Raw genomic sequence first — 12,291 nt, 5'->3', positions numbered from 1 at the left:
CATATAGTCTCCATTCACCTCGCCTAAAGTGAAAATCGACTATTTTCAAAAGAATGAAACTTTTAGCTGAAGGAGGTTACCCATTTTTTGCGGTGTCTGATTTTGTTATAATATTTAAATGGAATGAAACGAATGGAGGAACGTTTTTCATGTATGATGTTACCGAGTGGAAGCATGTCTTTAAACTCGATCCAAATAAAGAGATTTCCGATGAACAACTTGAAGCGATTTGTGAATCTGGTACGGATGCCATTTTAATTGGCGGCAGTGACAACGTGACAGAAGACAACGTGCTGCAACTGATGTCAAAGGTGCGCCGCTTTCTTGTGCCATGTGTCCTTGAAATCTCGACACATGAGATGATTGTGCCTGGCTTTGACTTGTATTTTATCCCCACTGTGTTAAACAGCGCTCATCCTGATTGGATTGTTGGTCTGCATAAGGATGCGATGAAGGAATACGGTGATTTGATGTCAATGGAAGAGATTGTGCCGGAAGGATATGTCATCTTAAACGAAGAGTGTAAAGCGGCTAAGCTGACAGAGGCAAATACGGCACTGGATATAGATGACGTAAGGGCATATGCGAGAGTGGCAGAGCACTTGATGAAACTGCCCATCTTTTACTTAGAATACAGCGGGACGCTTGGAGACATAGAGCTTGTGAAAGAAACCAAAGCAGTGCTACATGAAACGGTTCTATTTTATGGCGGCGGTATTGAAAGCGAAGAGCAGGCGAAAGACTTTGCACAGCACGCAGACGTTGTCGTAGTGGGAAACGTCATTTATGACAATTTTAAAGAAGCGTTAAAGACAGTCGACGCAGTGAAAAAGTCATCATAGTCAAACAAGACGAAACGGGTTAAAATAGAACATAAGTTCGAATTGGCGGTGAATGAAATGAATGAAATATCGAATCATCTATTAGAAGGGCTGAATGACGCGCAGAAAGAAGCGGTCAAAGCAACAGACGGGCCGCTGCTACTGATGGCAGGAGCAGGTAGTGGAAAAACACGAGTGCTCACGCATCGAATTGCGTATTTAATGGCAGAAAAGCATGTGGCACCGTGGAATATTTTAGCGATTACCTTTACAAATAAAGCAGCAAGAGAAATGCGTGAGCGTGTACAAGCCATTTTAGGGCCTGGTGCGGATGACATTTGGATCTCTACGTTCCACAGCATGTGTGTGCGCATTTTACGACGCGATATTGACCGTATTGGTGTGAATCGCAACTTTTCTATATTAGACACATCTGATCAGCTTTCAGTCATTAAAAACATTTTAAAAGAACGAAATATCGATCCTAAAAAGTTTGATCCACGTAGCATTTTAGGTTCAATCAGTAGTGCAAAAAACGAACTCATTGACGCAGAGGAATACGCAAAAACAGCCGGTGACTTTTACGATCAAGTGGTCAGCGACGTCTACACAGATTATCAAAAACGATTACTCAAAAACCAATCACTCGATTTTGATGATCTTATTATGATGACGATTCGTCTGTTTGAGCGGATCCCTGAAGTATTAGAACACTATCAGCGAAAATTCCAATACATTCATGTCGATGAGTATCAGGATACAAACAGAGCGCAGTACATGCTTGTGAAATTGCTCGCTCAGCGTTTTCAAAATATATGTGTGGTCGGTGACTCGGATCAGTCCATCTACCGCTGGCGTGGAGCGGATATTACAAACATTCTTTCCTTTGAAAAAGATTATCCGTCCAGTGAAGTGATTTTGCTTGAGCAAAATTACAGATCGACTAAACGTATTCTGAATGCTGCAAACACGGTCATTCAAAACAATTCAAACCGTAAGCCAAAAAACCTTTGGACAGAAAATGACGAAGGAGCGAAGATTGCCTATTACCGAGCAGATAATGAATTCGGTGAAGGTCAATTTGTCGCTGGCAAGATTCGTCAGCTTTATCAGAGCGGCAAGCGTAAGTTATCTGATTTTGCGATCCTCTATCGAACGAACGCTCAGTCACGTGTCATAGAGGAAACGTTAATGAAGGCGAACATTCAATATAACATTGTCGGCGGCACGAAGTTCTATGACAGAAAAGAGATCAAGGACATTTTGGCATACTTACGCCTTGTGGCAAATCCAGATGACGACATTAGTTTTGCGCGCATTGTCAACGTACCAAAGCGTGGAATTGGGGCGACTTCTGTTGATAAAATTGCCGCATACGCAGAAATGAATGATCTCTCTATGTTTGAAGCCCTTGGTCAGGTGGATTTCATTGGACTCAGTGCAAGAGCAGCCAATGCACTTGATGAGTTCAAACAGCTCATTGATCAAATGACAAATATGCAGGATTATTTATCTGTCACAGAATTAACGGAAGAGATCCTAGAGAAAACAGGCTATCGTGAAGCACTGAAGATCGAAAAAACGATTGAAGCACAAAGCCGTTTAGAAAATATTGACGAGTTTCTATCGGTCACTAAAAACTTTGAAGAACAAAATGAAGATAAATCACTTGTCACCTTTCTGACAGACCTCGCCCTCGTCGCAGACATTGATAAGCTGGATGAGGCTGAGGAAGAAGATCAGGATGCGGTCATTTTAATGACGCTTCACGCAGCAAAAGGGCTTGAATTCCCTGTTGTGTTCTTAATGGGAATGGAAGAAGGCGTCTTCCCGCACAGCCGATCATTAATGGAAGATGCCGAGATGGAAGAAGAGCGCCGTCTTGCTTACGTGGGGATCACTCGGGCCGAAGAAGAGCTTTATTTATCAAGTGCGAAGATGAGAACGTTATTCGGCCGGACGAACATGAATCTGGAATCACGATTTATCAGAGAAATACCAGCTGATTTATTGGACAACCTAAATGAGAAAAAAGAAACGAAAACACCGTTTGGCCAAACGAGAGAAAGACCGCAAAGACGAGGGCCTGTCTCACGTCCCCAAACGCAAACCATTCAAAACACAGGCGGCGGCAGCATTGGTTGGGCTGTCGGTGATAAAGCCGCTCATAAAAAATGGGGCGTTGGCACGGTTGTGAGTGTAAAAGGTAGTGGGGATAGTACAGAGCTTGATATTGCCTTCCCAAGCCCTACAGGCATTAAGCGTCTCCTTGCCGCATTTGCGCCAATCGAAAAGCAATAAACTGATAGGACTGACAAAACGGATGAAGTGAAAGGAAGAAGCAGATGGATAAAGAAGCAGCGAAACGCCGGATCGAGGAACTACACCAGATTTTGAATCAATACAACTACGAATATCACACACTGGATCGTCCAAGTGTTCCTGACGCTGAATATGATGCGCGGATGCGTGAGCTGATCTCTCTGGAGGAAGAATACCCTGATTTAAAAGCAGCGGATTCACCCTCGCAAAGAGTAGGAGGAGCTGTTTTAGACGCCTTCCAAAAAGTACGTCACGGTACACCGATGCTTAGTCTCGGCAATGCGTTTCATGAACAGGACCTTCTTGATTTTGACCGCCGGGTTCGTCAAGCAGTCGGTGACGACGTCGCTTACAATGTCGAGCTGAAAATTGACGGACTCGCTGTTTCTCTCCGTTATGAAAATGGCGTGTTTGTCCGGGGTGCCACGCGGGGTGATGGGACAACAGGTGAGGATATTACCGAGAACCTCAAAACCATTCGTTCCATCCCGCTCAAAATCAATCGGCCTCTGTCGATTGAAGTGAGAGGCGAGGCATTTATGCCAAAACCTTCTTTTGAAGCCCTTAACGAAAAAAGATTACAAAACGAAGAAGAGCCGTTTGCGAACCCGCGTAATGCGGCTGCTGGCTCACTTCGTCAGCTCGATACGAAAATTGCAGCGAAACGAAACCTTGATATCTTCGTCTACAGTATAGCGGAGCTTGATGAAATTGGTGTTGAAACGCAAAGCGCAGGACTTGATCTTCTCGATGAGCTTGGCTTTAAAACGAACAAAGAAAGACGGATGTGCCAAACCATTGAAGAAGTGATCGACCTCATTGAAACACTGAAAACAAAGCGTGCTGATTTCTCGTACGAAATCGATGGCATTGTTATTAAAGTCAATTCATTGGCTCAGCAAGAAGAACTAGGCTTCACAGCAAAAAGTCCACGCTGGGCTGTTGCGTACAAATTTCCGGCTGAAGAAGTCGTGACGAAGCTGATTGATATTGAACTAAGTGTGGGGCGTACTGGCGTCATCACCCCAACAGCGATTCTTGAGCCTGTAAAAGTGGCAGGGACGACAGTGCAGCGCGCTTCTCTTCATAATGAAGATTTGATCAAAGAGAAGGATATCCGCCTTTTTGATCAAGTGATTGTCAAAAAAGCGGGCGATATTATCCCAGAGGTTGCAGGGGTTCTTGTTGATCAGCGAACAGGAGAAGAAAAGCCGTTTCACATGCCGACTGAATGTCCAGAGTGTCATAGTGAGCTGGTCAGAATTGAAGGAGAAGTGGCGCTTCGGTGCATCAATCCACAATGCCCCGCTCAAATACGTGAAGGACTCATTCACTTTGTGTCTCGTAATGCGATGAATATTGATGGGCTAGGCGAGCGAGTCATTACACAACTTTTCAAAGAACAGCTTGTCTCTCGTGTATCAGATCTTTACCGCTTAACAAAAGAAGAGTTGATTCAGCTAGAACGAATGGGCGAAAAATCAGTCGATAACTTACTGCGTTCGATCGAGCAATCGAAAGAAAACTCTCTTGAACGTTTATTATTTGGACTTGGTATTCGATTTATTGGTTCTAAAGCAGCGAAGACGTTGACCATGCACTTTGAGGATATCGATCAGTTAAAACAAGCAACGAAAGAACAATTACTTGAAGTAGATGAAATTGGTGAAAAAATGGCCGATGCAGTCGTCACGTACTTTGAGAAAGAAGAAATTCTAGATTTGCTAAATGAACTAAAAGAACTTGGGGTCAATATGACCTACACTGGGCCAAAACCGGTGAAAGTAGAAGAAAGTGATTCCTACTTTGCAGGAAAAACGATTGTGCTGACGGGGAAATTAGAAGAAATGTCGCGAAATGATGCAAAGGCAGCGATCGAAGCATTAGGTGGCAAGTTAGCAGGTAGTGTAAGTAAAAAAACAGACTTAGTCATTGCCGGCGAAGCAGCTGGAAGTAAGCTGACAAAGGCAGAAGAACTCAATATTGAAATTTGGGACGAAGCCAAAATGCTCGAGGAGCTAAAGAAATAAGAGGAGTGTTTTCTATTGAAAAAGTTGCTATTGCTGCTGACAATGCTCACACTGGTATTGTCAGCGTGTGCACCTTTTGGGGGAAAGGATGAGGAAGAGGTCACACAAAAAACGGATGAAACGAAAGAAACAGCGATCATCCCAATGTACAACATTTCTGATTCCTATTACAAAATGGTGCTGCCGTTTAAACAAGGAGCGGCAAGAGGACTAACAGCAGAGCGTCTCAATACACGCTTAGACATTGATGAATTTGAAACAGGGCTCATGCGCCTGGCAACAGAATCATTCAATACAAACGACTATCTGTTCCAAGAAGGACAGCATTTAGATGAAGATACTGTTCTCAGCTGGCTTGCCCGCAAAAAAACAGGCAGTGATCTGAAAAAAGCTGAAAAAGAAGACAAAGACTTTAAGAACTTAGGCTTAAACCCTGCTCTTCCAAACTCAGGTTCAACAAAGTCAAAAAATGAAAATAGTCCAATCTACTTAGCTTCCATGCTAGAACATAATTACTTAATCAGAAAAGATAAAAATAGCTTACAGCTTGGCGGGGTTGTCATCGGTCTTGCGCTTAACTCTGTCTATTATTATCGCGAAAATATCGGGGATCCTCAGCAAGAGGTGACCATCGATTCATCGAAAAATTCAAAGAAACTTTTAGCAGAGGGCGAAAAAATTGCGGAACAAGTCATTAAACGCCTTCGTCAAATGGACGGACTGCAAAAAGTCCCAGTCATGATTGCTCTTTATAAACAAGCACCAAAATCATCTATTGTTCCAGGAAACTTCATCGCTAAAACCGATGTAAAAGCAGGATCAGCTGATATTGGTAGTTGGGATACGATTAAAGAAGAGAATGTCTTCTTCCCTTCAGATAATGCCAAGAGCAGCTACAAAGATGATTCAGAGCGATTTGACCGCTTCAAGACAAAGGTAGAAGACTACTTCCCGAATTACACAGGTGTGGTAGGCAAAGGTTTCTATAAAAACGGGAACTTGCAAAAAATGAAAGTAGAAATTCCAATGCAATTCTACGGAAAAACAGAAGTCGTGGCATTTACGCAATACTTAACAGGTGAAGTCATGGATTACTATAAGAGCACCAATATAGAAATCAACATCACCTCTTCTGATCAGCAAGAAGCCCTCATCACAAAAAATGCTGAAGATAAAGAACCAACAGTCCATATATATGACTAAATAAAAACCGCCTTTTGGCGGTTTTTAGCGTGTAGACAAACCCTCGCATTCTTTGTCAGTCCTGCGTGCTGGTGCTCACGAATGTGAAATTCGCTCCGCGCCAGTACTTGTCCTTCCTAGGGCTGCAAAGGTTTTCTATCACGCTGAAAAGAAGACAAAGGGCTAAAATCAAGTTCATTTTGGCCCTTTGTCAACATTCTGAAAACCGCCTTTTGCGGTTTTTTATTTTTAATTAGAGGAATTTTTCAACTTTTGTCAAAGTATGTGAAGAAACCAAAAGGAAAGGCAGGTATGTTGATGCTCGTATAAATGCTGATTACCGTCATGTATAAGTAAAAAGACGATAAAAGGAGAATCAGCATGCATAAAGAAGTAAAAGCACGATACGATGAACAAATGGTCTTAAAGAAAGCGGCTCTACTCTATCATTTTCAGCCAGAACAGGTCACATTTCTAGCCGATGCAGAAAATTATGTGTATGAATATACGGATGAAAAAGGGTCGAGTTATATATTGAAAATTACCCATACCATTCGCCGCTCCCGCACATATATTCTAGGAGAAATGGACTGGATTCGGTATTTATCTCAACATGGAATCTCAGTAGCTAAACCGGTTTTATCCGCAAGAGGAAAAGATGTTGAAGCGATTCCCGATCAAGCAGGAGGCGCTTTTTTGCTGAGAGTGTACGAAAAGGCGCCCGGCAGAAAAGTGACCGAAGCAGATTGGAATGGACAGTTGTTTCAAGCGTTAGGAGCCTATACTGGGCGTATGCATCAAACGACTAAACAATATCAAGTGAAAGATCCTCGCTATAAGCGTCAAGAGTGGTATGAGGAGGAGCAATTAAAGCTTGAAACGTATATTCCTTCTGATCAAACGGTTGTGTTGCAGAGAAAAGATGAACTGATGCAAAAGCTTCACCAGCTCCGAATATCCAAGGATGTCTATGGACTGGTGCATGCGGATTTACATCACGGGAACTTCCATTATCATCAGGGAGAAATCATTGCATTTGATTTTGATGATTGTGGGTATCACTGGTTTATCAATGATATAAGCATTTTGCTATACAACGTTCTTTGGTATCCGGTGATTCCGTATGAGGATAAAGCTGAATTTACGGGTGAATTTATGAGCCATTTTCTCAAAGGCTATCGACAGGAGAATGAGCTTGATGACGCATGGCTGGCGACAATACCAGATTTCCTTATGCTGCGTCATATGCTTATTTATGGGCTTTTACATCAAGCATTTGATCTCCGAACACTAAGTGCTGACGAAAGTGCCATGCTGGCGCGTTTTCGAAAGGAGATTGAGGACAAAACCCCAATTACGCCTTTTGACTTTCATCAGCTAACAACATAAATAGAAAGCCCCTTGCTGTTTCACATAGCAAGGGGCTTTTTATCCTACACCGTATCACACTTCACACCAACAACGCCTTCTAAATCTTTAATATCAAAGTACACATCGGTTGTATAGCGGTCTTTATGTACGCGAACACGTACTTCCATGATCGGATAGTCTTTTTCCTTTAAATCATCAATACGTACAGAATGAATACGAATATTGAGTGCTTTCATTTCTTTTAAAATCTCTGTCATGCGGTTTCGATCAGAAAGTGACATTCTGATGCGGATTTCTTTTTCCTGTAAGCGAATGGGTCCAATCCGCTGGAAGAGCCAAGGTAAAAATTCCACACTGACAAGAATAAAGAAAAGACTGAGGAAGGCTTCTTTATAAAAACCTGCACCTGTTGCAACCCCAAGTCCTGCTGCTCCCCAAATCATCGCAGATGTCGTAAGTCCTGAGATGACGTCATTGCTTTTGCGAAGAATCACACCTGCTCCAATAAAACCAACACCAGATATAATTTGCGCCGGTAACCTGAGTGGGTCCATTTGAAGCTTAGAGACTCGAGGGAAATTGTAGGCTGCATCAATGCTGATGATGGTTAATACGCAGGAGCTGACAGCAATGACAATACACGTTTTCAGCCCAAGCGGCTTTTTCTTAAGTTCGCGTTCAAGACCGATGATCAAACCGATTAAGGTGGCAACGGCTAATTTTAAGACCGTATCCCATTCAATTGTCCAAAACATGCGTATCGCTCCTTTCACTTCATGTACGTTTCACATCATGTATATGATCTTCTCACAGCCCATATGGCTGCACAACTTCTATTTTATTCAGAAACGGGAGAAAGAAAAGCATTTTATTTAAAAATAAAGAGAGTCATCCGCATAATGCAGATGACTCCTCATGTCTAGTTATTTTGTTTCTTCTTCGAGATGGTCTTCCATTTTGCTAAATAGCTTTTTAGAAGCTTTAGACGGTTTATTTGTTAAGAGGCTGACAATAATAGCAGTCAAACCACTTAAAATAAATCCAGGAACCATTTCGTACAATCCAGTCGTGTTGTTTAAGCCTGTTGAAATCCAAACGAGAACGACAACAGCCCCAACAATCATTCCGGCTAAAGCGCCATGATGATTCATTCGTTTCCAGTATAGACATAACAAGATGACTGGACCGAATGAAGATCCAAATCCAGCCCAAGCATAACCGACAAGGTCAAGAATAGTATCACTTGGGTTTAGAGAGAGACCAATGGCAACAATCGCTACGACTAGTACAGAGATACGTCCAATCATCACCAGTTCTTTGTCAGAGGCTTTTCTTCTAAAGAATGTACGGTATAAATCCTCTGTCATCGCACTTGCAGTGACAAGCAGCTGAGAAGAAATTGAACTCATAATTGCAGCTAAAATGGCAGAAAGTAAAAATCCAGTAATATATGGATGGAATAACACTTTAGAAAACACAATAAAGATGGTTTCTGGGTCTGCCAAAGTGGTGCTTGTTTCATGAACATACGCCACGCCGACTAAACCGACAGATAGTGAACCAATGACAGACACAATCATCCAGCTCATACCGATACGACGTGCTGGCTTTAAATCTTTTACAGTCGTAATCGCCATAAAGCGAACAATAATGTGCGGCTGTCCAAAGTAACCGAGTCCCCAAGCGAGGAAGGAAATAATGCCAATGACGCTCGTTCCTCTAAAAATATCAAGCAATTTAGGGTCAATCTGTTGAATATCATTGAATGTGGCAACAGGTCCACCTAATTGAGTAAAGGCAACGATCGGCACGAGCACTAATGCTAAAAACATAATAGCTCCTTGAACAAAATCAGTTAAACTAACTGCCAAAAAGCCGCCGAATAGTGTGTACAAAATCACGATACTAGAAGTTAAGATTAAACCAAACATATAATGAGCACCAAACGCTGATTCAAATAAGCGTCCGCCTGATACCATACCTGATGAGGTGTAAAGCGTAAAGAAAATCATAATGATGACAGCTGAGACAGCTTTCAATAAAGTAGATGAGTCTTTAAACCGTTTGTCAAAAAAGTCTGGAATGGTAATCGCATCATCAGCAACTTCTGTATATGATCTCAATCGTGGCGCTAGGAATAGATAGTTTAAGTAAGCCCCACTAATTAAACCAACAGCAAGCCATCCAGATGAAAGACCGGTTGTATACATAGCGCCTGGAAGCCCCATCAGCATCCACCCACTCATATCAGCTGCACCAGCAGATAGAGCCGTTACATAAGGACCTAACCCGCGTCCGCCTAACATATAATCATTCAAGTCGTTTGTTTTTCTGAATGCATACCAGCCAATGGCAAGCATTCCAATAAAATAAATAGATAGAGAAATTACAATCTCAATACTCATGTTTCCATATCACCTTTTTCGTATTAATTTGACATCACCTCAATCAAAATATACAAAGAACAGCCTATTGAACTGTCTGCTCACTGCTATGGTTACTTAACCTATCAGAGTATTCCCAAGTGATCAACCTTCTTAAACATCCTCATCATACAAAAAAATACGTGTATGCGTGATAAGCGTCTATATGTAAGCGTTTACTCAATTAAATAAAAGAAAAAATTTTCTGAAAAATAAAAGTCAGCTTGATGAATATTTTAGACAATAGTGGACAAAGCCTTTCTGGGCGTCCTCGTAAAGTTGCTTTAGAACAGTAAAATTTGATATGATAAAGTGTATATGACTTATGATCATGACCACGAACACGTATCATTTTGGAGGTGAACCTGCATGTCAAGAATTTCAATAGAAGAAGTAAAGCATGTTGCGCATTTGGCACGGCTTGCGATTACAGAAGAAGAAGCTGAGATGTTTACAGAACAGCTTGATAGCATCATTTCATTTGCAGAGCAGTTAAACGAGGTAGATACGGAAAACGTTGAACCAACAACACACGTATTAAAAATGAAAAACGTCATGAGAGAAGATGTTCCGAATAAAGGTCTTTCCATTGAGGCAGTCATCAAAAACGCGCCTGATCATAAAGACGGCTATATTCGTGTGCCATCAATTTTGGACTAAAGGAGGCCTGAGGCATGTCACTGTTTGACCACAAAATTTCTGAATTAAAAGAGCTTTTACATAAAAAGGAACTGTCTGTTTCTGATTTAGTGGACGAGTCTTATAAACGAATCCATGAAGTAGACGGGAAAGTACAAGCATTCCTAGCGCTGGACGAAGAGAAAGCACGTGCGTACGCAAAAGAATTGGACGAGGCCGTTGGTGAAAAGGACGAGCTTGGTCTATTGTTCGGTATGCCGATCGGTGTCAAAGATAACATCGTGACGAAAGATTTACGTACAACGGCATCAAGTAAAATCTTGCAAAACTTCGATCCTATTTATGATGCAACCGTTGTGAACCGCTTAAGAGAAGCGGAAGCTGTCACAATCGGTAAGTTAAACATGGACGAATTTGCGATGGGATCTTCTACGGAGAACTCTGGCTTCAAAGCAACGAAGAACCCGTGGAATTTAAACACAGTTCCAGGTGGATCAAGTGGTGGCTCAGCAGCATCTGTTGCAGCTGGAGAAGTACCATTCTCTCTTGGATCGGATACAGGCGGCTCCATTCGCCAGCCGGCATCATTCTGTGGTGTTGTTGGTCTTAAACCAACGTATGGCCGTGTATCTAGATACGGTTTAATCGCATTTGCTTCATCATTAGATCAAATTGGGCCGATTACGCGTAATGTTGAGGACAATGCATATGTTCTTCAAGCGATTTCTGGTGTTGATCAAATGGACGCAACGAGTGCAAATGTCGATGTCCCAGATTTTCTTTCTTCATTAACTGGCGACATCAAAGGCTTGAAAATCGCTGTGCCAAAAGAATATCTTGGCGAAGGTGTTGGCGAAGAAGCAAAAGAGTCTGTTCTTCAAGCGTTGAAAGTATTAGAAGGACTTGGTGCCACATGGGAAGAAGTGTCTCTTCCTCATTCTAAATATGCGCTTGCGACTTACTACTTGCTTTCATCTTCAGAAGCATCTGCAAACCTTGCTCGTTTTGACGGTATTCGCTATGGCTACCGTACAGACAATGCAGACAACCTGATTGATTTATATAAAAATACCCGTTCTGAAGGCTTTGGAGACGAAGTCAAACGCCGCATCATGCTTGGCACATTCGCTCTAAGCTCAGGATATTACGATGCATACTATAAAAAGGCACAAAAAGTCCGTACACTGATCAAAAAAGACTTTGAAGATGTTTTTGAAAAGTATGATGTCATTGTAGGACCAACAACACCAACTCCGGCATTTAACATTGGTGAAAAGACAAGCGATCCACTGACGATGTATGCAAACGACATTTTAACGATCCCTGTTAACCTTGCAGGCGTCCCAGGAATCAGTGTGCCTTGTGGATTTGCAAATGGTCTTCCGTTAGGACTGCAAATCATCGGTAAACACTTTGATGAAGGAACCGTTTACCGCGTGGCTCACGCTTTCGAACAAGCAACAGATCATCATAAAGCAAAACCTGAACTGTAAGGGGTGAATC

General features: G+C 42.1%; 9 protein-coding genes. 7 read left to right on the top strand and 2 right to left on the bottom strand.

Annotation, left to right across the window (positions count from 1 at the left end):
- Nucleotides 1-149 precede the first annotated feature (149 nt).
- From ACTJJD_RS16390 to ACTJJD_RS16370, 5 genes are all read left to right on the top strand, one after another.
- Nucleotides 150-842, top strand: a complete 693-nt coding sequence (locus tag ACTJJD_RS16390; RefSeq protein WP_008344257.1) for a heptaprenylglyceryl phosphate synthase — start codon at nucleotides 150-152, stop codon at nucleotides 840-842.
- A gap of 57 nt (nucleotides 843-899) precedes the next feature.
- Entirely contained in the window at nucleotides 900-3,122 is a 2,223-nt protein-coding gene (gene pcrA, locus ACTJJD_RS16385) for a DNA helicase PcrA (protein ID WP_224559850.1), read from the top strand.
- A 44-nt stretch (nucleotides 3,123-3,166) separates the two neighbouring features.
- Nucleotides 3,167-5,173, top strand: coding sequence for an NAD-dependent DNA ligase LigA (gene ligA, locus ACTJJD_RS16380; RefSeq protein ID WP_242731693.1), 2,007 nt, complete (start codon nucleotides 3,167-3,169; stop codon nucleotides 5,171-5,173).
- Between the two features lie 15 nt (nucleotides 5,174-5,188).
- On the top strand, nucleotides 5,189-6,376 hold the full coding sequence (locus ACTJJD_RS16375) for a CamS family sex pheromone protein (RefSeq protein WP_008344253.1): 1,188 nt from the start codon (nucleotides 5,189-5,191) through the stop codon (nucleotides 6,374-6,376).
- A 360-nt stretch (nucleotides 6,377-6,736) separates the two neighbouring features.
- Nucleotides 6,737-7,744 carry a phosphotransferase enzyme family protein gene (locus ACTJJD_RS16370; protein WP_046527516.1) on the top strand — a complete coding sequence of 336 codons (1,008 nt, stop codon included), beginning with the start codon at nucleotides 6,737-6,739 and terminating at the stop codon, nucleotides 7,742-7,744.
- 44 nt (nucleotides 7,745-7,788) lie between these two features.
- Here ACTJJD_RS16370 and ACTJJD_RS16365 read toward each other — a convergent pair whose 3' ends face one another.
- Nucleotides 7,789-8,481: an MgtC/SapB family protein gene (locus ACTJJD_RS16365; RefSeq protein WP_008344247.1), complete on the bottom strand. Its 693-nt coding sequence runs from the start codon at nucleotides 8,479-8,481 to the stop codon at nucleotides 7,789-7,791.
- Between the two features lie 168 nt (nucleotides 8,482-8,649).
- Entirely contained in the window at nucleotides 8,650-10,131 is a 1,482-nt protein-coding gene (gene putP, locus ACTJJD_RS16360) for a sodium/proline symporter PutP (RefSeq protein ID WP_039168534.1), read from the bottom strand.
- Nucleotides 10,132-10,518: 387 nt separating this feature from the next.
- Here putP and gatC point away from each other — a divergent pair, with 387 nt between their 5' ends.
- Both gatC and gatA read left to right on the top strand, forming a co-directional pair.
- Nucleotides 10,519-10,809, top strand: a complete 291-nt coding sequence (gene gatC / locus ACTJJD_RS16355) for an Asp-tRNA(Asn)/Glu-tRNA(Gln) amidotransferase subunit GatC (RefSeq protein ID WP_003213898.1) — start codon at nucleotides 10,519-10,521, stop codon at nucleotides 10,807-10,809.
- A gap of 14 nt (nucleotides 10,810-10,823) precedes the next feature.
- The gene (gene gatA, locus ACTJJD_RS16350) at nucleotides 10,824-12,281 is read left to right on the top strand and encodes an Asp-tRNA(Asn)/Glu-tRNA(Gln) amidotransferase subunit GatA (protein ID WP_007496857.1); all 1,458 of its coding nucleotides are present in this window, start codon (nucleotides 10,824-10,826) and stop codon (nucleotides 12,279-12,281) included.
- The last annotated feature ends 10 nt before the right edge of the window (nucleotides 12,282-12,291 follow it).

Origin of the sequence: Bacillus sp. 22446, from assembly GCF_052044955.1 — a bacterium.
Classification (GTDB): domain Bacteria; phylum Bacillota; class Bacilli; order Bacillales; family Bacillaceae; genus Bacillus; species Bacillus altitudinis.
The sequence above is the reverse complement of the archived record's forward strand: the minus strand, read 5'-3'. Positions and strand labels throughout refer to the sequence as shown.

Coding starts and splice junctions, on each gene's coding strand:
- ACTJJD_RS16390 (WP_008344257.1), top strand. CDS start 150: ATGTATGATGTTACCGAGTGGAAGCATGTCTTTAAACTCGATCCAAAT.
- pcrA (WP_224559850.1), top strand. CDS start 900: ATGAATGAAATATCGAATCATCTATTAGAAGGGCTGAATGACGCGCAG.
- ligA (WP_242731693.1), top strand. CDS start 3,167: ATGGATAAAGAAGCAGCGAAACGCCGGATCGAGGAACTACACCAGATT.
- ACTJJD_RS16370 (WP_046527516.1), top strand. CDS start 6,737: ATGCATAAAGAAGTAAAAGCACGATACGATGAACAAATGGTCTTAAAG.
- ACTJJD_RS16365 (WP_008344247.1), bottom strand. CDS start 8,481: ATGTTTTGGACAATTGAATGGGATACGGTCTTAAAATTAGCCGTTGCC.
- putP (WP_039168534.1), bottom strand. CDS start 10,131: ATGAGTATTGAGATTGTAATTTCTCTATCTATTTATTTTATTGGAATG.
- gatC (WP_003213898.1), top strand. CDS start 10,519: ATGTCAAGAATTTCAATAGAAGAAGTAAAGCATGTTGCGCATTTGGCA.
- gatA (WP_007496857.1), top strand. CDS start 10,824: ATGTCACTGTTTGACCACAAAATTTCTGAATTAAAAGAGCTTTTACAT.